Below are 19,313 nucleotides of genomic sequence, written 5' to 3' on the forward strand. Positions count from 1 at the left end.
AAAATCAAAGGAAAATTTCACCATGTGTAAAATCTGTCCGCAGATGCCCAGATCATGAGCGGCACGGATCGGCCCCGCGATCGGGCGGCTGCGCGGGGTCTGGCGGTCGGCACGCTGCCGTCTGGGCCGCTGGACGCGATCACCGATGTGACCGGCGTGATGGTGGGTCATTGCACCCTGAACGAGGGCGCGCGCACCCGCACCGGCGCCACCGCGATCCTGCCCCATGACGGCAACCTGTTCGCCCGGAAGGTGCCCGCGGCGTTGGATGTTCTGAACGGTTTCGGCAAGTTCGTCGGTGCCACGCAGATCGACGAACTCGGTGTGATCGAGACACCGATCCTGCTGACCAACACCCTGGCCACGGGGCGGGCCATCGACGCGCTGATCGCCCATACGCTGGACCATCCCGACAACGCCCGTGTCACGTCGATCAACGCGGTGGTCGGGGAAACCAACGACAGCCGCCTGAACGACATCCGCGCGCCCCGCCCCACCGTGGCCGAGATGCGCGCCGCCCTGGATGCGGCGAAACCCGGCCCCGTGGCCGAGGGTGCGGTGGGGGCGGGCACCGGCACCGTGGCGTTCGGGCTGAAGGGCGGGATCGGCACGTCGTCGCGGGTGGTCGACGGGTTCACGGTCGGCGTTCTGGTGCAGTCGAACTTTGGTGGCGATCTGCGGATCGACGGGCGGCCCGTGTCACAGGGTGCCGACGCGGACGGTTCGATCGTCATCATCTGCGCCACCGATGCCCCGCTGGACGCCCGCCGCCTGAAACGTCTGGCGCGGCGTTGCTTTGGCGGGCTGGCGCGCACCGGCGCTGCGCTCAGCCATGGGTCGGGCGATTACGCGCTGGCGTTTTCCACCGCGAAAGAAGGCGCTCTGCTGGACGATGCCGCATGCTCGCCCCTGTTCGTGGCGGCGATGGACACGACGCAGCAGGCGATCCTGAATTCGCTGCTGATGGCTGGGCCGATGGATGGCTATGACGCCGGCAAGGATCGACCGTCGCACGTTCCTGCGCTGGTGGTGCCGTGACGGTCGGTATCGCCGCCTTCGGCCCCGGTGCCGGGGCGGCGGTTGTGGCGGGCTGGAACGCAGCGGAAACCGGCGTCACCGGTGATATCGGCGGTTTCGCCGTTTTCACCGCCATCCTGCCCCAAGCGGGGCCGTTGTCGGTTCAGTGCCAGCGCGGCGGGCTGACCGCGGTCCGCGCGGCATGGGGCGATGTTCTGGGCCTGATGCTGCGGGCGCCGGTGGCGGCGGTGATCACATCCGGACCCGACCGCGCGGTGCCCCTGTCGCAATTCCTGGCGGCATCGCACAACGGCCTTGTGACGGGCCACCGGCGGCCGGACCGCGCCGGGGCCGATGGCGTGCCCGTCAACATCGCGGCCCTGCGCCTGTTGGATGCCGGCGCGACACCGGACGATGCCGTGAGACAAGTGACCGACGCCAACCCCGATATCGACGCGGGCCTGATCGCGGTGACCGCGAAGGCCGTGGCGCTGGCCGACACGGCCCTGGTGATGCACCGCCGCGACCGGGGCCGCGCATTGATCCGCCACCCCGACCGCGGGCTGGCCGTGCTGCACAATTCGATCCAGCCGCAGGCGGGGTACGCCGAACGGATCGCACAGGCGGGCATGACCGCGTTCAGCTGAACGCCTTCGCCGTCAGATCCGCATTGCGCAGGACACGTCCGCCCCGCGCGCCGGTTGTCACACCGTCGCGGCAGGCCTCGACCCCGTTGACCCAGACCGCCCTGATGCCGGCGGCCGCGCGGGTCGGTTCGGCGAAATCCGCCATGTCCGCGATCCTGGTGGCATCGAACAGAACCATGTCCGCGAACGCGCCCTCGCGCAGCACGCCGCGCCCGGTCAGGCCGAACCGCGCGGCGGGCAGCGATGTCATGCGGCGCAGCGCCTCGGGCAGACCGAACAGGCCGACATCGCGCACATAATGGCCCAGAACGCGCGGGAACGTGCCCCACAGGCGCGGATGCGGGCGCACGTCATGGGGCAGACCGTCGGACCCCACCATCGTCATGGGAAACTGCAGCACCCGGCGCACGTCTTCCTCGGCCATGGAGAAATAGACCGCTCCGGCCGGTTGCAGACGCGCCACGGCCTCGACCCGGCTGCACGCCATTTCGGCGGCAATATCCGACAATTCCCGCCCGGCCAGATCGGGGCGGGGTTTCGACCACGTGATGATGATGCGGTCCACCTCGGTCGCGCGTTTCGCTTCCAGCACGGTGGACGACGCGTTGTAGGGATAGACGTCCAGCGTCACCGGTTGTTCGGCCGCCCGCGCGGCGATCACCGGCAGGGTTTCGGCGGTGCGCCCCCGGTTGCGCGCATCCGTGACCTTGTGATGCGACAGGACGACGGGTACGTCGGCACCGCGCCCGATCTCGAACGCCTCTTCCATGGCGTCCAGCACGCCGTCGGCCTCGTCCCGCAGATGCGTGGTATAAACGCCGTTGAAACGCGCCAGAGGTTCGGCAACCTGCAGGATCTCGACGGTCGAGGCCGCGTTGGCCGGTTCGTAATACAACCCCGTCGACAACCCGATGGCCCCGTCGTCCAAAGCCCGGTCCAGCAGATCGCGCATCGCCCGCGCCTCGGGCCCCATTGCGGCACGATCCAGCCGGTCCATCGTCGCCAGGCGCAAGGTGGAATGGCCGACAAGACCCACCATGTTCACGACGGGTCCGGCATCGGCCACCGCCGACAGGTAATCGGCGTAGCGCGCGAACAGATCCCCCGGCCCCCGTGCGATCAGGTCCAGCGGCGGCACCACCCCGCCCGACCCGGGCAGCGGCGCCAGCGAGATGCCGCAGTTGCCGACCACCACGCAGGTCACCCCCTGCGTCAGCTTGGCCGCCATGTCGGTGGCCAGAATGGCGCGGTCGTCATGGGTGTGCACGTCGATGAAACCGGGCGACAGGGCCAGGCCGGTGCCGTCGATCTCGCGCTCCGCAGGGGCCGTGATGGTGTCGTCGATCCGCGCGATCCGGCCGTTGGCCACCGCCAGGCTTGCCGTGCGCCCCTCGGCCCCCGTGCCGTCGTGCAGGGTGACATCGTGCACGACCAAATCGAACCGGCCGCTCATGATGCGCGCCGGCGGACGCGCGCCGGATCCGCGGCGTCAACCAATCCCCGGAACAGGGCCAGTTGCAGCGGATCGGTGGCGAAATCGGCCTCGGGGTGCCACTGAACGCCCAGGACAAAGGGATGCGCCGTCGACTCCACCGCCTCGATCGTGCCGTCATCGGCGGTGGCTGTCACGCGCAGACCTGGGGCCAGCGTGCGGATCGCCTGGTGATGCGACGACGATACCGTGATCGTGTCGCGTCCCAGCACGGCCGAAAGGATGGACTCGCGGCCGACCGTCACCCGCTCGCGCGCCCAGAAGGCGCCTGTCGCGCGATCCGCGCGGTGCAGCGCGCCGGGATCGGCGATATGTTCGTGCAGGGTGCCGCCCATCGCCACGTTCAGCACCTGAATGCCGCGACAGATGAACAGCGCCGGCACGTCGCCGCGCGCCAGAAGCGCCCGCGTCAGGCCGATCTCGGCCCTGTCCCTGTCGGGACAGACGGTGCCAAGCGACGGGTGCGCGCCATCACCACCGTAAAGCGCCGGGTCCAGGTCGCCGCCACCGGTGAACACGATGCCGTCCAGTGCGTCCAGCCAGCGGTCGGGGTGTGGCTCGTCTCCGGGCAGGATCACAGGGGCGCCACCGGCCGCGCGCACGGCATCCACATAGGTGGCCGCGACAAGGTAATGTGCATCGTCGGGCGGATTGATCACGACTTTTTCCTGCCGTCCGTAACTGGTCAGGCCGATCAGCGGAACCATCGCATCCTCCCCGGTTGCACCTGCCAAGTGCTAGCGAAACCGGTTTTCTGCGTCAAACCGCATCATGCATCCTCTGGCCCGTCGGCGGCCGCCGCGCTATCACTTTGGCGAGTCCGACAGGGAGCATGGGTCGTGAAAGTCTATATCAGCGTCGACATCGAAGGCATTGCGGGCATCTCCCACTGGGATGAGGCCCTGGACAATGGATCGGACTATGCCACCTTCCGCACCTTCATGACGAACGAGGCATTGGCCGCCATCGAAGGCGCGCGGGCCGGTGGTGCGACCCGGATCGTGCTGCGCGATGCCCATGAAACGGGCCGCAACATGGATATCGCCCGCATCCCCGACGATGTGACCCTGATCCGCGGCTGGTCGGGCCACCCGTTCAAGATGATCCAGCATCTCGACGACAGTTTCGCGGCGCTGGTGATGATCGGCTGGCACGGTGCCGCCGGCAATGGCGGCAACCCGCTGGCCCACACCATGACGGGCCGCTTCGCCGATATCACGCTGAACGGCGAGCCGATGTCCGAATTCCTGATCCACGCCCATCTTGCCGCCACCTGCCGGGTGCCGGTCGTGTTCCTTGCCGGCGACGACGCGATCTGCACCCAGGCGCGCGCGCTCAACCCCGCCATGGGAACGGTGGCGACCAAGACCGGCCACGGCGCATCGATCACCGGCATCACCCCCGCGCGGTCGTGCCGGTTGATCGCCGATGGCGTCGCCGCCGCGCTGCAATCCAACCTGCGCGATCATGCCCTGCCCCAGGCCGACACCTATGTCATGGACCTGCGGTTCACCCATCCGCACCTGGCCCATGCCAAATCCTATTACCCCGGCGCCCGGATGATCGCCGATGACACGCTGCGGTTCGAACACGACGACATCTACGAGATCGCCCGCGCCCTGGGCTTCATGTGAAAGTCGCGCCATGCCGCGTCTGATTTCTTGCCGATCCAAATACTCCCGCCGGAGGCATCCGGCGCTTGCGATCCCGGCCGAAGGGCGATCAGGGGCACATGCGCAAGATCAAGTTCCATTCGGCCGGCAATTGGGCTAACTGGTCGAAATTCATTCAGTTACGCAACGAAAGTCCGAATGTGAATCAGGTAGACGACAAACTCCTTCCGATCCTCGACGAAGTCCTGCGCCGCAACGCGGGCGAGGCGGAATTTCATCAGGCCGTGCGCGAGGTGCTGGAAAGCCTTGGTCGCGTCGTGGCCAAGCACCCGCATTATCTGGATCACGCGCTGATCGAGCGGATCTGCGAACCCGAGCGGCAGATCATCTTCCGCATTCCCTGGGTCGATGATCAGGGCCAGGTCCGCATGAACCGCGGCTTCCGGGTTCAGTTCAACTCGGCCCTCGGCCCCTACAAGGGCGGGATGCGGTTTCACCCGTCAGTCAATGTCGGGATCATCAAGTTCCTGGGCTTCGAGCAGACGTTCAAGAACGCGCTGTCGGGCATGCCCATCGGCGGTGGCAAGGGGGGGTCGGATTTCGATCCCAAGGGCCGCTCGGACGCCGAGATCATGCGCTTCTGCCAGTCGTTCATGACCGAGATGTTCCGCCATCTGGGCGAATACACCGACGTTCCGGCCGGTGATATCGGCGTCGGCGGGCGCGAGATCGGCTTCCTGTTCGGGCAATACAAGCGGCTGACCAACCGTTACGAGGCCGGCGTTCTGACCGGCAAGGCGCTGGCCTATGGCGGATCGCGCGCCCGCACCGAGGCGACGGGATACGGCAACACCTATTTCGTGCAGTCGATGCTGGGCACCAGGGGCACCGATTTCGACGGCAAGAAGGTCGTCGTCTCGGGGTCCGGAAACGTCGCGATCTATACCATCGAAAAGGTGCAATCCTTCGGCGGCAAGGTCATCGCCTGTTCGGACTCCAGCGGTTACGTCGTGGACGAGAACGGCATCGACCTGGCGCTTCTCAAGGAGATCAAGAACGTCCGCCGCGAGCGGATGTCGCATTATGCCAAGCGGCGCGGCGACGGTGCGCATTTCATCGCCTCCGACAAGGGGTCGGTCTGGGATGTGCCCTGCGACGTGGCGATGCCTTCGGCAACGCAGAACGAACTGTCCGGCAAGGATGCGCGCAAGCTGATCGAGAACGGCGTGATGGCCGTGGGCGAAGGCGCGAACATGCCATCGACCCCCGAAGCGGTCCGCGCGTTTCAGGAGGCCGGCGTGCTGTTCGCGCCCGGAAAGGCCGCCAATGCGGGCGGTGTGGCGACCTCGGCGCTGGAAATGCAGCAGAACGCCAGCCGCGACAGCTGGACCTTCGCCCAGACCGAAGCCCGGCTGGCGGCGATCATGCGCGACATCCACGACACCTGTCACGACACCGCCGAAGAATACGGCGCGCCGGGGAACTATGTCCTGGGCGCCAACATCGCGGGCTTCGTCCGCGTGGCCGAAGCGATGCGGATGCTCGGAGTCATCTGATCGGCTGATACAGGTCGCCGCCGCCGGCGCTTGGCGACCTGTCCCTGTGCCGGACGCTAGAGCGCGGACAGAAGCGCATCGTGACGGGCGGTGAACTCCGCCCGCACGATCACCGGCGCGCGCAACACGATCTCCAGTCCAGCGATCATTGCCGGATCGGGCCGTCCGAAAAAGCGGGTGCTCTCGGTCTCGGAAAATCCGGCGATCCGGGTCGCTTCCATCCAGGCGCTGATCCGGTCGGCCTTCTTGATCCGCGACTTCACCGTCTTGGGGATCTGCGCCGGCAGGCCGAACCGCAGGTGGATGGCCGCCATCAACCGGTCGTCCAGCGCGCCGTATCCCGGCCCCACCGCCGCCTTCACCGGTGAAATCATGTCGCCGATGACGTATTCCGGCGCATCGTGCAGCAATGCCGCCAGCCGCCATTTCGCCGGTGCGGCGGGTTCCAGGCGCGCAAACAGCGTTTCCACCAGCAGCGAATGTTCGGCCACCGAATAGGCATAATCGCCCCGTGTCTGCCCGTTCCAGCGGGCGACGAAGGCCAGACCGTGGGCGATATCCTCGATCTCGATATCCATGGGCGTCGGGTCCAGCAGGTCCAGCCGGCGGCCCGACAGCATCCGTTGCCACGCGCGTGGTTGTTTCATCGTCCCCTCCTGACGTCTGGCCGCGTCATGCCGGGTGTCGCGCATTGCCGCAAGGCCATTGCGGTGCTACCTCCCCCGCAACATCGCATTCACCCGAGGAGTCTGGCATCATGGCCAAGGATTACATCGTCAAGGATATCGCGCTGGCCGCCTATGGCCGCAAGGAACTGGACATTGCCGAAACGGAAATGCCGGGGCTGATGGCGCTGCGTGCGGAATACGGCGACAGCAAGCCGCTGAAGGGTGCGCGCATTGCCGGATCGCTGCACATGACGATCCAGACGGCGGTGCTGATCGAAACGCTGGTGGCGCTGGGCGCCGATGTGCGCTGGGCGTCGTGTAACATCTTTTCGACCCAGGATCACGCGGCGGCGGCGATTGCCGAATCCGGCGTGCCGGTGTTCGCGATCAAGGGCGAAACGCTGGAAGAATATTGGGCCTATGCCGACCGTATCTTCGATTTCCCCGATGGCACCTGCAACCTGATCCTGGACGATGGCGGCGACGCGACGATGTATATCCTGATCGGCGCCCGGGTCGAAGCCGGCGAGGACGATCTGATCGCCGTGCCGAAATCGGAAGAGGAAGTCGCCCTGTTCGCCCAGATCCGCAAGCGCATCGCGCAAAGCCCCGGCTGGTTCGCGACACAGCGCGACGCGATCAAGGGCGTGTCGGAAGAAACCACCACCGGCGTGCATCGCCTGTATGAGCTGGTCAAGCAGGGGCAACTGCCGTTCCCGGCGATCAACGTCAACGATTCGGTCACCAAGTCGAAGTTCGACAACAAGTACGGCTGCCGCGAATCCCTGGTCGACGGGATCCGTCGGGCCACCGACACGATGATGGCGGGCAAGGTCGCCGTGGTCATGGGATACGGCGATGTCGGCAAGGGATCGGCGGCGTCGCTGTCGGGTGCCGGCGCGCGCGTCAAGGTGACCGAGGTCGATCCGATCTGCGCGCTTCAGGCGGCGATGGACGGATACGAGGTGGTCCTGCTGGAAGACGTGCTGGCCACTGCCGACATCTTCATCACCACCACCGGCAACAAGGACGTGATCCGCATCGAGCATATGCGCGAGATGAAGGATATGGCCATCATCGGCAACATCGGCCACTTCGACAATGAAATCCAGGTTGCCGCGCTGAAGAACCACAAGTGGACCAACATCAAGGAACAGGTCGACATGATCGAGATGCCGAACGGGCATCGGTTGATCCTGCTGTCCGAAGGGCGTCTGCTGAACCTCGGCAATGCGACGGGCCATCCGTCGTTCGTGATGTCGGCGTCATTCACCAACCAGGTGCTGGCGCAGATCGAACTGTGGACCAAGGGCGATGAGTACAAGAACCAGGTCTATATCCTGCCCAAGCACCTGGATGAAAAGGTCGCGCGCCTGCACTTGGACCGGATCGGCGTCAAGCTGACCAAGCTGGACCCGGAACAGGCGGCCTATATCGGCGTGTCGCCGGACGGGCCGTTCAAGCCCGAACATTACCGCTATTGATCGGATCGCCGCCGGGTCATCCCGGCGGCGATTTTCATTTCGGGCTCAGCAGCCAGGCGGTTTGGGTGGCGGGGATCCGTCCCTTCAGGCCGCCTGAAACCTCGGCCTGTTCCAGCAACTCGATGGAGTAGGCGTCGGAATACCGCTGTTCCACCTCGTCCGCGGTTACCGAAAACGGCGGCCCGTCCATCGCATCCTGATCATAGGTCAACGTCACCAGGATCTGCGGCGCGTGCCCGCTCAGGGCGCCCAGGTGCCGGGCATACCGCAGGCGCATGTCGTCGGGCAGGGCAATCAGGGCCGCCCGGTCGAACACGGCATCGACCGGGCCGATATCGCCGGCCTTTAGCGCGAAGATGTCGCCGACATGCACGGTCAGGCGTGGACCCGACAGGCGCAACGCGCCGTCGACCATCGTTGCTTCCGGGGTCTGTCCGAGATCGTCGAACAGCTGGCGCACGGCCTTCTCGCTCAGCTCGGCACCGACGACCCGGTATCCGTGGTCCAACAGCCAGTGGATGTCGCGGGTCTTGCCGCACATCGGAACGAAGACCGACGCGCCCGCCGCCACGGCCAGCCGGGGAAAGTGTTCGACCAGCATGGCGTTCGGCCGGTCCTGGTGAAAGCCGATCTGGCCGCTGTCCCATTTGGCGTGCCAAAATCCGTGTTCCATCGCCGATCCCTTTCCGTATCCTGTGCCGCCACCGCCGAAATCGGCGTCATTTGGCCCTAACCCTACCGTTTACCCATGTTGGCGGTTGTCACAATGCCGAAGGCCGGGTTCATATGGCGCCACGCGAGACGACACTCAAAAATGAAAAGGAGAGGGACAGATGGGAAAGCGCGACGATCTGATCGAACGATATGCGGCCGACCTGCGGGACAAGTGCGGGATGACCCCCGACATGGACCTGTTGACGAAGGTGACCATCGGCTGCGGTCCGGCGATCTATGACGCCGATGCGGCGACCATCGCGGCCACCCAGCCGGGCGAGCTGGAGACGGTCAAGAACAACTTCCTGATCCGCAAGCTGGCCCTGCCCGACAGCCCCGACCTGATGGATGCGATCCACAAGGTGATCGACATCTACGGCAAATCCGAACGCAACAAGTATCGTGCCGTCGTCTATTACATGCTGACCAAGCATTTCGGCAAGGAAGCCATCTACGGCTGACCTGCGGCGACAGGGGCGGTCTTCTAGGACAGGCCGCCCAGTTCGCGCACGATGTTCCACTCCGTCTCGGTCACCGGCTGTACCGACAGGCGGGGCCGTTTGACCAGGACCATGTCGGCCAGGCGCGGATCGTCCTTGCACATGTCCAGGGTGACCGGCGTCGGCATGGGTTCGCGCGCCTTGATGTCCACGCACTCCCATTTGCCGGTGTCGTCGGTGCTGTCGGGGTGGGCCTCGGCGATCACCTCGACGATGCCGACCACCGCCTTTTCCGATTGCGAGTGATAGAAGAAGCCCAGATCGCCCACGGCCATCTCGCGCATGATGTTGCGCGCCTGATAGTTGCGCACGCCGTCCCATTCTTCGCCGGCGTCGCCCCTGGCAACCTGATCGTCCCACGACCAGGCCGAGGGTTCGGATTTGAACAGCCAGTAACGCATCTTTTCCTCCCGACGTGGTTCAGGCCTTGGCGCCCTTCTTGCCGCTGCCCAGTTGCGGCGCGGCGGTTTCGTCCAGTGGCCAGCGCGGTCGCGCGGCCAGGTCCATGCCGTCAAGCAACCCCAGGCGAAACCGTTCGATCCCGACCCAGGCGATCATCGCGGCGTTGTCGGTGCACAGCGCCAGCGGCGGCGCCAGGAACCGGGTGCCGGTGTCGGCGCACAGCGTGGTCAGACCATCGCGGATCGCGGTGTTGGCCGCAACACCTCCGGCAACGGCGAACACCGGCTGGTCCGGTTGCAGCGTCAGGTATTCGGCCAGCGCACGGCGCGATTTCTCAACCATCACGTCGCGTACCGCCTGTTGAAACCCGGCGCACAGGTCGGCACGGTCGCCGGTCCGCAGGCCGCCATGGGCCGCAATCACGTGGTCGCGTTCGCGCAACAGTGCGGTCTTCAGACCCGAAAACGACATGTCCATCCCCGCCCGGTCCAGCAACGGGCGCGGAAAGGCGAAGCGGTCGGGATCGCCCGCCAGCGCGGTGCGTTCGACCGATGGGCCGCCGGGTTGCGGCAGGGCCAGCAGGCGCGCCGTCTTGTCGAAGGCTTCGCCGGGAGCGTCGTCGATGGTGCCGCCCAGCCGGGTAAAGCGGGTGGCCGAATGGACCAGCAGAAACTGGCAATGCCCACCCGACACCAGCAGCATCAGATAGGGAAACGCCGCCATGTCCGTCAGGCGCGGCGTCAGGGCGTGACCGGCCAGATGGTTCACCCCGATCAGCGGCAGGCCCGATCCCGCCGCCAGCCCCTTGGCGCACATCACACCCGACATCACGCCGCCGATCAGCCCCGGCCCCGCCGTCACCGCGATGGCATCACAGTCGCGCAACCCGATCCCCGCATCGGCCAAGGCCCGCTCGACGCAATGGTCCAGCTTTTCGGCGTGGGCGCGGGCGGCGATTTCCGGCACCACGCCGCCGAACCCGGCATGCAACGTCGTTTGCCCATGCACGACGGACGACAGGATGTCCGGCATCGCGCCGTGATCGTGGCGGACCACTGCGGCAGCCGTGTCGTCACAACTGCTTTCGATGCCGAGAATGGTTGTCATGGGGTGGGCCGCCGGTTGCGAGGGGGTGATGGCGCAGGTATCACTGCGGTTCAGTCACGGCAATCCTTTGAGCGGAGTCCACCATGGCCACGTTGTTGCTGACACGCCCGGAACCGGCCGCGAAATCCTTTGCGGCCCTTTGTCACGCACGCGGGTTCGCGGGCGATGTCGTGATCTCGCCGGTGATCGAAATCGCACCGAAAGGGACGGTGCCGGATCTGGCCTCGTATCCGACGCTGATCTTCACATCGGCCAACGGGGTGGCACAGGTGTCCGGCCCGTTCGCACAACATCACCGGGCCTATGCGGTCGGTGACCACACCGCCGCCGCCGTCCGGGAACGCGGGGTGCCATGCCAATCCGCCGCCGGCACGGTCGAGGATCTGCTGGCCCTGCTGATCGCCGATCAGCCGCCGACGCCGCTTTTGCATCTGCGCGGCACCTTTTCGCGCGGTGATCTCGCGGGGCGACTGCGTTCCGCCGGTCTGCCCACGGACGAGGCCGTAGTTTACGACCAGGCGCCTAGCGCGCTGACATCCGAGGCGCTGCGCCTGCTGGACGGGACCGGGCCGGTGATCATGCCGCTGTTTTCCCCCCGGTCGGCGACACTGCTGGGGCAGGCGCTGTGCGAATCGGTCGCACCCCTGCGCCTCTGCGCCATCAGCGATCGCGCCATGCGACGTTTCGAAACCGCCGCGGGGCCAGCGGTGATGGCGAAGGTCCAGGCCGCGGGCATCGCCGCACGGCCCGATGCCGATGCAATGGCGGATCTGTCGGTGTCCATGGCAAGCGGATGAAACACTTGTTGGCATGGACCCGAAAAGATAGTGTCCACGTTGGTGGTGCAGGGCCGGCAGTGCCGGAAATCAGCGAAAGGTATTTTCAGCGTGGCGAAATCCGACAAGTCGAAAAAGTCCGAAGACAAGCCTGAGAGCCTCGGAGATGAGTCCCTGACTTCAGCGACGGACGCCACGACATCGGAAACCGGCGGAAACGGACGGCTGACCGACCCGGATATCCTGGTTCCCGGCAAGAGCGACGCCGCAGAAACCGATACCATGACGCAGGTGAACGCGCCCGAAGATACCGTTTCGGCTGATGATTCCGTCTCGACGGACGATAGCGCCATCGATCCGGTGTCGCCGATCGACGCGACGCCCTCGGCCGATCTGCCCGGCGGCGACGATCCGGCGGTGTTCCAGGCCGAAACCGAGGAACGCGCCGCCGCCGCGCGCGACCCCGACACGGCCACCCCGCCACCACCGCCCGGCAGCACCCCGGAACTGGCTCCCGTTCCCGTCGAAGCCCCGCGCATCGCCAAGGGGCCCGGGTTCTTTACCCTGCTTCTGGGGGGTCTTGTGGCGGGTGCCATCGGTTATGCCTTGGCCAGCTTTGGCGTCTTGAACCCGAACGCCGAAACCGGCGAGCAACGCATGGCGGAAATCGCCCAGCGTCTGGACGATCAATCCTCGCGGCTGGACACGTTGTCGGAAACCGCGACAGGTGCCGCGACCCAGGCCGAAGCCGCCGCCAGCCAGGATGATCTGGCCACGGTTCAGGACCAGATCGCGACCGTCAGCGCGGCGCTGGACGATCTGCGGGCCGATCTGGGCGCCGCGTCGGCCGCAGCCCCGGCACCGACGGAACCGGCCGAGGCTGGCGATTCGACCCCATCGCAGGCCGAAACGCCCGATCTGACACCCTTGATGGCCCTGCCCGAACGGGTGGCCGAATTGTCGGACCGCCTGGACGAGATCGCCGCCCGCGTCGATACCATCGCCGCCGACGTCGAAGACAAGGCGCCGCTGTCCGGTCTGGATGCCTATGAGACGCAACTTCAGGCGCTGCAATCCAATCTCGACGAACAGCGCGCGGCCATCGATGACGCCCGCAGCGCGGCCGCCGATGCCCGCACGGCCGCGGCCGACGAAACCAATCGAATCACCGTTCAGGCCGCGCTGGCCCAGATTGCGGCGGCACTGGAAAGCGGCGAACCCTTCGTCGCGCCGGTTGCCGACCTGCGCAACGCCGGGGCAATCGACGTGCCTGCCGCGCTGGGCGACGTGGCAAACGACGGGGTCGCCACCATCGCCGCGCTGCAACGGGACTTTCCGCCGGCCGCCCGCCGCGCCCTGTCGGCTTCGATCCGCGAGACATCGGGCGATGGCGGAGCGTTGGACCGGTTCGGCGCCTTCCTGCGTGACCAGACCGGCGCGCGGTCACTTGACGCGCGCGAAGGCGATGACCCCGACGCGATCCTGTCCCGCGCACAGGCCGCGGTGCGCACCGGCGATCTGACCACAGCGTTGGCCGAAATCGAAAGCCTGCCGCCATCGGGTCAGGCCGAGATGGCCGATTGGGTCGACCGGGCGCAGAACCGCATCGCGGCACGGGCCGCGTTGTCGGATCTGACGACCGCACAGAACAGCAACTGAGGACGCATTCATGCTCTGGTCACTTATCAAAATCGTCCTCTTCATTGCCATCGTCGCGGGTTTGACCCTGTTGGCGGGCAACCTCATGCAAACCGACGGCAGCGTGGTCGTGTCGATCGCCAACGTGGAATTCACGCTGGGGCCGCTGCAACTGGCCATCGCCCTGCTGCTGTTGCTGTTCGCGGTCTGGCTGATCCTGAAGATCATCGGCCTGCTTGTGGCTTTCGTCCGTTTCCTGAACGGCGATGAAACGGCGATGTCGCGCTATTTCGATCGCCACCGCGAGCGCAAGGGATTCGAGGCACTGGCCGACGGCATGCTGGCCCTTGCGGCGGGCGAGGGCAAAGAAGCCATGGCCAAGGCCCGCAAGGCCGAAAAATATCTGCACCGGCCCGATCTGACCAACCTGATCTCGGCCCAGGGGGCGGAAATTGCCGGCGACGACCGCAAGGCGATCGAAGCCTACAAGGCGCTTCTGGCGGATGATCGCACCCGGTTCGTCGGGGTGCGCGGGTTGATGAAGCAGAAGTTGGCAGAAGGCGACACCGATACCGCGCTGAAGCTGGCCGAAAAGGCCTTTGCATTGAAGCCGAAGCATGCCGAAACCCAGGATATCCTGTTGCAGCTTCAGGCCGGCCATGCCGATTGGTCCGGCGCGCGCCGCACGCTTGGCGCCAAGTTGAAGACGGGCACGCTGCCGCGTGACGTGCACAAGCGGCGCGATGCCGTGCTGGCCCTCTCCGAAGCGCGCGACGTTCTGGATGACGGCAAATCCATCGAAGCGCGCGAGGCCGCGATCGAAGCCAACCGCCTGTCACCCGACCTGATCCCGGCCGCTGTGATGGCGGCACGCGGCTATATCGCCAACAACCAGGAAAAGTATGCGGCGCGCGTGCTGAAAAAGGCCTGGGCCGTGCAGCCGCATCCCGATCTTGCGGCGGCTTTCGCCGAAATCCGTCCCGACGAAACCCCGTCCGAGCGGATCCGGCGGTTCACGACCCTCACGCGGATCAAGCCGGACCACCCCGAGACGCGGATGCTTCTGGCCGAACTGAACATCGCGGACGAGAATTTCCCGGCGGCCCGCCGCGCCTTGGGCGATCTGGCCACGGCCGACCCCACGGCCCGCTCGGTCACCATCATGGCGGCGATCGAACGCGGCGAAGGGGCGGACGATGCCGTCGTGCGCGGCTGGCTGACACGCGCCCTATCGGTGTCGCGCGGTCCGCAATGGGTGTGCGACAACTGCCACACGATCCACAGCAACTGGACCCCGGTCTGCGACGCCTGCGGCGCCTTCGACACACTGTCCTGGACGGTGCCGAAATCGGGCGAAGTGGCGATGCCGGCCAGCACGGGCATGTTGCCCCTGATCGTCGGTCGCGCCGCCGACGAAGAGAGCAAGGCGGTCCAGACAGTGCCGGCCGAGCCGGTCGATGCCGAAATCGTCACGGCGGATGAAACGCCCAGCCCGGTTCCCGAAGACACGCCCGATCCGGTGGTCGACACCCGCAGCCAGGCACCGGACGCGCCGAACAGAAACGCCTGACACGCCAGCTCCAGACCGACGCGGCGGCCGGGAAAGCTCCGCCGCCGCGTCACCGCCTGACGAAGAGGCTTGACGCTGAAAATCCGGGCGCCTAGGACAGGCTTGATTAATGTCGAAGCCCAGACCGCGCAACGATGTTGCACGGTTGCAACGATAGAGAATGGCGAGATTCCCGCGCACAAGGCGTGATCTTGCAAAGACCACGGGCCGCAAGTATCGCGGCACCACAGGATGCCCCAATAGCTCAGCCGGTAGAGCAACTGTTTCGTAAATAGTAGGTCGGCGGTTCGAATCCGTCTTGGGGCACCACATTCACCGCTCGAACAGTCCAGGCACACCGACGAACCTCCATCGCTTCGCGGGGGGCGGATTGTGAACGGCCCGGCGACTGACACCCCTTCGGTGAAGGGGGGTTTGAAGCGGTGGTTCCTGATCTTCATGGGTTTTGCAGTTATACCGAAGATGCGACAGCAGCAGGAGATGAAGCGGCTCTGTCATTACCCCGGCCTCTCTTTCCGATCACTCCTGCGGGCTGAAGCCCCATCATGATCCAGGGTGCGGGCGTGCTTTTTGCCCACATCCTGGCGGATCCCGGGATGGGTGCCGGGGTCCTGTCACTCGGCAAGCGTTTGCGCCAAACGCATGAGCGACACGGCTTCGCGGCGATAGCCGTAAGGATCGGCTCCGGTGTTGGCCGCGCCCAGGTCGATGGCATCGTCGTAGGACCAGCCGTTCAGATACTTGCCGTCACGCAGGAGTTGACCAAAGCCCGCGATCGCCGCGGCGAACGCGGTGTCTGGATCGGCGGGCGCGATGGCGTTCGGTATGACGACTTCGGTCAGGGTGCTTTCCTGCGCGCCCGGGGCTTTCGCGCGCAGGCGCAGCAGGCCCAGTTCATCGGCGTCGCCGCGCACTTGCTTTGCATCACCATAGCGCAACGTATCGTTCAGCGTGGCGGGCGATCCCACCGGCGTGACCTCGTAAAGCGCGGTGACCTGGTGTCCGGCGCCGATCTCGCCCGCATCCACGGCGTCGTTGTTGAAATCCTCGCGGCGCAGGGCGCGGGTTTCATAGCCGATCAGGCGATATTCCGCGACCGCCGCCGGGTTGAATTCGACCTGCACCTTGGCGTCGTCGGCGATGGGAAACAGGGCGCCGGTCAGCTGGTCGACCAGCACCTTCTGCGCTTCGGACAGCGTGTCAATATAGGCCGCCGTGCCATTGCCGGTCTGGGCCAGCGCCTGCATCGTGGCATCGTCAAGGTTGCCCCGTCCGAACCCCAGAACCGACAGGTAGGTGCCCGAGTTTCGCTTGTCCGCGATGAAATCCTTCAGGTCATCGGGGTTGGACAGACCAACATTGAAATCGCCGTCGGTGGCCAAAAGGACGCGCGAGACCTCGCCCGTTTCGGTCATGCTTTCGGCGATGGCATAGGCCTGTTGCAGACCGGCCTGACCTGCGGTGGAACCTCCGGCGGCAAGGGTTTCCAGTGCGTTCAGGATCGTGGTGCGTTCGCCCGTCGGGGTCGGCGGCAGGGCAAGGCCCGCGCTGCCGGCATAGGTGACGATGGCGATCTCGTCCTCGGGGCGCAGTTGCGTCAGCATCAGCCGGAAACTCTGCACCAGCAGACCCAGCCGGTCGGGGCCGTTCATCGACCCCGAGGTGTCGATCAGGAACACCAGGTTCAGCGGCGGACGTTCGGCGATGGCCGGCATCGCGCCTTGCAGGCCGATCTTCAACAGACGGGTGTCGGCGTTCCACGGGGTCTGTGTCACCGTGACGGTGGCGCGGAACGCGGCGTCGTCCTGGGGCGCGGGATAGGCGTAGGGGAAATAGTTCACCATCTCCTCGATGCGCACGGCGTCGCTCGGCGGCATCTGGCCGCGCAGAAGCGACGAGCGGATCACCGCATAGCTGGCGGTGTCGGTATCGGTGGAGAATGTCGAGACAGGATCGTCGGCGGCGATCTTTACCGGATTTTCATCGGCGTTCGCGAAGGTTTCGGTGTCGGATTCGACCAAAGGTGCCGGTTCCATCGGGGGGGGCATGGCGGATGTCTTCGTCTGGCGCGTCATGCCTTGATCGGCCCCGACCGGGGCGTCAAATGTCCGGGTCGACCCCATTTCAGGGGCCGCCGACGGCATGATGGGCGCGAAACGGGGGCTTGGATCGACAAACACATCGTCCACCGGCACGAACTCGACCGCCGGTTCGGTTGCCGGAGAGTCCACGCCGGCGGTGACGGGCGACCGGTCGCGATCTGCTGTGGGAAAAAGAACCCCGCGGGTATCCGGGAGGGCGACGAACACCGCGCAGGCGACCAGCGCGGTCGTGGCGGTCAATCCGCCTTTGGTGGTGAGGCTGTGAAACATGCGGGCGGCTCCGGTCCTGAGGGATGCCCGAAATGTCGGGCGGTCCTGTCTGGAACGGACCCCGCTGGCGGATCCTTGGGTCGCGTCGAAAATTTCCTGCGCGCGGGCAAGGTTTCGCGCCCGCGCTTCCCGGTCCGGCGCCGGGGTGGCGCGGCGCATCGCGTCGGTCAGGTCGTCGAGCGGATCGTTCATGCTGTCCCCTCCTTCGGGGTCATGGCGCGCAACCGTTTGCGGGCCTCGGACAATCGCCAGCTGACGGTGCCTTCGGAAATTTCCAGCACGGCGGCGGCTTCGGCGTGGGTCATGTCTTCGCCGACGGTGAGGGCCAGCGTGTCGCGCAGGTCGTCGGGCAGGGCGGCCATGGCGGTCGTCAGCCACGCGTCACGCTCGCGGTCTTCGGCAATGCCGGCCTGGCGCGCGATCTCCCAGTCGCCCCAACCGGTGGCCGCCTTGGCATGGGTTGCGTTGCGGCGGCGGCGGTCATGGGCGGCGTTCACCGCGACGCGGTAAAGCCAGGTGGTGAACCGCGCCTGCACCCGGTAACGGCGCAGCTTGGCGGGCAGGGCGGCACAGATGTCCTGGGTCAGATCCTCGGCCTCGGCCCGTGCGCCGGTCAATCGAAAGCAGAGCGCGAACAGCCGGTCATAGCACCGCTCGAGCAGCAGGGCAAAGGCCGCCCCGTCGCCGTTCGCGGCCGCTTTCGCCAGATCCTCGTCCGATGTGTTCATGCGCATGACATTGGGTTGGACGCGGACGCGCGGTCAATCCTTGGCGGCGCGGCGGATTATTTTCGTGCAGGTCTGGCAGGCGGACCCGTAGGATGATCATATCACGGCGAAACATCGAAGGAGTCGGCCCATGGAATGTGTGTTTGTTCAGGTGCGGTGCGTGCCCGGTGAAACCTATCGCGTGGCCGAAGAAATCGTGCAGCGCGAACTGCACTCGGAGCTCTATTCCACCAGCGGCGATTTCGACCTGCTTCTGAAGATGTATATCCCGTCCGACACCGATATCGGATTGTTCATCAACGACAACCTGCGCACGATCAAGGGAATCGAGCGGACACTGACAACGCTGACGTTCAACGCGTTCTAGGCGTCAGCCGCCCGCGAACACCTGTGTGCCCAGCGTTTTGCCGCAGAGCGCGCTGTCCTTCGGATCGACGGCCATTCCGAAACCATGGCGGGTCAGATCGGCGGACAGGATGTTCCTGCGATGGCCGGTGCTGTCCATCCAGCGCGCAACCAAATCGTCGGCCATCGTGCGATAGGTCAACCTGTCGTAAAGCCGACCGCTGTCGGCGTCGCGAAACTCGCAGGCGTCCCGATCCACAACGCTGAAACGATCGCCGTCGTCATAGTCGACAAAGAAACCGGTGATCAGGTTCTCGGCCAGGTTCACGTTGCCGATACCGGCATCGTCGGCCCGCTTGCGCAACGTCTCGCGGCCCTCGACGGGCGATTGGTGGGCGAAAAACCCCCGCTGCGCCATGTCCCGCGAATACCGCTCGGCCATGTCGACCAATGCCGGATCCGTGGCCAGCGGCGCCAACCCTCGCGCGCAACGCACGGTGTTGGTGGCCGCCCGCACCGCTTCGGACAGGGCCGTCGCGTCGTGGGTTCCGTCATTGGGCACGATCTGTTCCGCCTTGGGCACATCCACGTCGCAGGACGCGGCGAATGCCGCACCCGGACACATGAGAACGGCGGCGAAAAGGCATCGGATCGCATTGCGCAATGTCATTCCCCTTCGCCGCC

19 protein-coding genes and 1 tRNA gene are annotated in these 19,313 nt (G+C 66.0%); 11 read left to right on the forward strand and 9 right to left on the reverse strand.

The features are described 5' to 3' along the window. Positions 1 to 54: 54 nt before the first annotated feature. A complete protein-coding gene (locus tag CFP68_RS04805) occupies positions 55 to 1,038 on the forward strand; it encodes a P1 family peptidase (protein WP_099825117.1) in 984 nt (327 codons plus the stop codon). Continuing rightward, the gene (locus CFP68_RS04810; protein WP_099825120.1) at positions 1,035 to 1,664 is read left to right on the forward strand and encodes a DUF6963 family protein; all 630 of its coding nucleotides are present in this window, start codon (positions 1,035 to 1,037) and stop codon (positions 1,662 to 1,664) included. Before CFP68_RS04805 ends, CFP68_RS04810 begins: the two co-directional genes overlap by 4 nt. Here the strand turns inward: CFP68_RS04810 and CFP68_RS04815 are convergent. Beyond that, on the reverse strand, positions 1,657 to 3,117 hold the full coding sequence (locus CFP68_RS04815; protein ID WP_099825124.1) for an N-acyl-D-amino-acid deacylase family protein: 1,461 nt from the start codon (positions 3,115 to 3,117) through the stop codon (positions 1,657 to 1,659). The two genes, CFP68_RS04810 and CFP68_RS04815, sit on opposite strands and share 8 nt — an antisense overlap. After that, on the reverse strand, positions 3,114 to 3,863 hold the full coding sequence (locus tag CFP68_RS17805; protein WP_145953395.1) for a gamma-glutamyl-gamma-aminobutyrate hydrolase family protein: 750 nt from the start codon (positions 3,861 to 3,863) through the stop codon (positions 3,114 to 3,116). The genes CFP68_RS04815 and CFP68_RS17805 overlap by 4 nt, the downstream gene beginning before the upstream one ends. A gap of 132 nt (positions 3,864 to 3,995) precedes the next feature. On the opposite strand from CFP68_RS17805, the gene CFP68_RS17810 reads away from it, so the two are divergent. Continuing rightward, on the forward strand, positions 3,996 to 4,790 hold the full coding sequence (locus tag CFP68_RS17810) for a M55 family metallopeptidase (protein ID WP_158234129.1): 795 nt from the start codon (positions 3,996 to 3,998) through the stop codon (positions 4,788 to 4,790). 179 nt (positions 4,791 to 4,969) lie between these two features. Beyond that, positions 4,970 to 6,325, forward strand: coding sequence for an NADP-specific glutamate dehydrogenase (gene gdhA / locus CFP68_RS04825; protein ID WP_169961449.1), 1,356 nt, complete (start codon positions 4,970 to 4,972; stop codon positions 6,323 to 6,325). Between the two features lie 56 nt (positions 6,326 to 6,381). Here gdhA and CFP68_RS04830 read toward each other — a convergent pair whose 3' ends face one another. Beyond that, positions 6,382 to 6,972 carry an HD domain-containing protein gene (locus CFP68_RS04830; protein WP_099825361.1) on the reverse strand — a complete coding sequence of 197 codons (591 nt, stop codon included), beginning with the start codon at positions 6,970 to 6,972 and terminating at the stop codon, positions 6,382 to 6,384. Positions 6,973 to 7,082: 110 nt separating this feature from the next. On the opposite strand from CFP68_RS04830, the gene ahcY reads away from it, so the two are divergent. Further along, positions 7,083 to 8,477, forward strand: a complete 1,395-nt coding sequence (gene ahcY, locus CFP68_RS04835) for an adenosylhomocysteinase (RefSeq protein WP_099825130.1) — start codon at positions 7,083 to 7,085, stop codon at positions 8,475 to 8,477. A gap of 34 nt (positions 8,478 to 8,511) precedes the next feature. Here ahcY and tmpT read toward each other — a convergent pair whose 3' ends face one another. Continuing rightward, positions 8,512 to 9,150, reverse strand: coding sequence for a thiopurine S-methyltransferase (tmpT, locus tag CFP68_RS04840; RefSeq protein ID WP_099825132.1), 639 nt, complete (start codon positions 9,148 to 9,150; stop codon positions 8,512 to 8,514). 160 nt (positions 9,151 to 9,310) lie between these two features. Between tmpT and CFP68_RS04845 the strand changes: the two genes are divergently transcribed. Then, complete coding sequence (locus tag CFP68_RS04845; protein ID WP_099825134.1) at positions 9,311 to 9,652, forward strand: DUF2853 family protein; 342 nt, start codon at positions 9,311 to 9,313, stop codon at positions 9,650 to 9,652. A gap of 23 nt (positions 9,653 to 9,675) precedes the next feature. On the opposite strand, the gene CFP68_RS04850 is transcribed toward CFP68_RS04845, so the two are convergent. Beyond that, a complete protein-coding gene (locus CFP68_RS04850; protein ID WP_099825137.1) occupies positions 9,676 to 10,092 on the reverse strand; it encodes an EVE domain-containing protein in 417 nt (138 codons plus the stop codon). 19 nt (positions 10,093 to 10,111) lie between these two features. Continuing rightward, positions 10,112 to 11,200, reverse strand: a complete 1,089-nt coding sequence (gene tsaD, locus CFP68_RS04855) for a tRNA (adenosine(37)-N6)-threonylcarbamoyltransferase complex transferase subunit TsaD (protein WP_099825139.1) — start codon at positions 11,198 to 11,200, stop codon at positions 10,112 to 10,114. Between the two features lie 83 nt (positions 11,201 to 11,283). On the opposite strand from tsaD, the gene CFP68_RS04860 reads away from it, so the two are divergent. The 4 genes from CFP68_RS04860 (at position 11,284) to CFP68_RS04875 (ending at position 15,493) form a co-directional block, all read left to right on the forward strand. Continuing rightward, the gene (locus CFP68_RS04860) at positions 11,284 to 11,997 is read left to right on the forward strand and encodes a uroporphyrinogen-III synthase (protein WP_099825141.1); all 714 of its coding nucleotides are present in this window, start codon (positions 11,284 to 11,286) and stop codon (positions 11,995 to 11,997) included. A gap of 90 nt (positions 11,998 to 12,087) precedes the next feature. Continuing rightward, positions 12,088 to 13,635 carry a COG4223 family protein gene (locus CFP68_RS04865; RefSeq protein ID WP_099825144.1) on the forward strand — a complete coding sequence of 516 codons (1,548 nt, stop codon included), beginning with the start codon at positions 12,088 to 12,090 and terminating at the stop codon, positions 13,633 to 13,635. 10 nt (positions 13,636 to 13,645) lie between these two features. Then, positions 13,646 to 15,184, forward strand: coding sequence for a heme biosynthesis protein HemY (locus CFP68_RS04870; RefSeq protein ID WP_099825146.1), 1,539 nt, complete (start codon positions 13,646 to 13,648; stop codon positions 15,182 to 15,184). A gap of 233 nt (positions 15,185 to 15,417) precedes the next feature. Further along, positions 15,418 to 15,493 (forward strand) — tRNA-Thr (locus tag CFP68_RS04875). 305 nt (positions 15,494 to 15,798) lie between these two features. Here CFP68_RS04875 and CFP68_RS04880 read toward each other — a convergent pair. Both CFP68_RS04880 and CFP68_RS04885 read right to left on the reverse strand, forming a co-directional pair. Then, positions 15,799 to 17,748: a vWA domain-containing protein gene (locus CFP68_RS04880; RefSeq protein ID WP_099825148.1), complete on the reverse strand. Its 1,950-nt coding sequence runs from the start codon at positions 17,746 to 17,748 to the stop codon at positions 15,799 to 15,801. After that, positions 17,745 to 18,284 carry an RNA polymerase sigma factor gene (locus tag CFP68_RS04885; protein WP_099825363.1) on the reverse strand — a complete coding sequence of 180 codons (540 nt, stop codon included), beginning with the start codon at positions 18,282 to 18,284 and terminating at the stop codon, positions 17,745 to 17,747. Before CFP68_RS04885 ends, CFP68_RS04880 begins: the two co-directional genes overlap by 4 nt. Before the next feature lie 130 nt (positions 18,285 to 18,414). On the opposite strand from CFP68_RS04885, the gene CFP68_RS04890 reads away from it, so the two are divergent. After that, on the forward strand, positions 18,415 to 18,651 hold the full coding sequence (locus CFP68_RS04890) for an Lrp/AsnC ligand binding domain-containing protein (RefSeq protein ID WP_099825151.1): 237 nt from the start codon (positions 18,415 to 18,417) through the stop codon (positions 18,649 to 18,651). 3 nt (positions 18,652 to 18,654) lie between these two features. On the opposite strand, the gene CFP68_RS04895 is transcribed toward CFP68_RS04890, so the two are convergent. Continuing rightward, a complete protein-coding gene (locus tag CFP68_RS04895) occupies positions 18,655 to 19,299 on the reverse strand; it encodes a CAP domain-containing protein (protein ID WP_158234130.1) in 645 nt (214 codons plus the stop codon). Between the last annotated feature and the right edge of the window lie 14 nt (positions 19,300 to 19,313).

The sequence above is a fragment of the Oceaniglobus indicus genome, from assembly GCF_002751875.1.
Taxonomy (GTDB): domain Bacteria; phylum Pseudomonadota; class Alphaproteobacteria; order Rhodobacterales; family Rhodobacteraceae; genus Oceaniglobus; species Oceaniglobus indicus.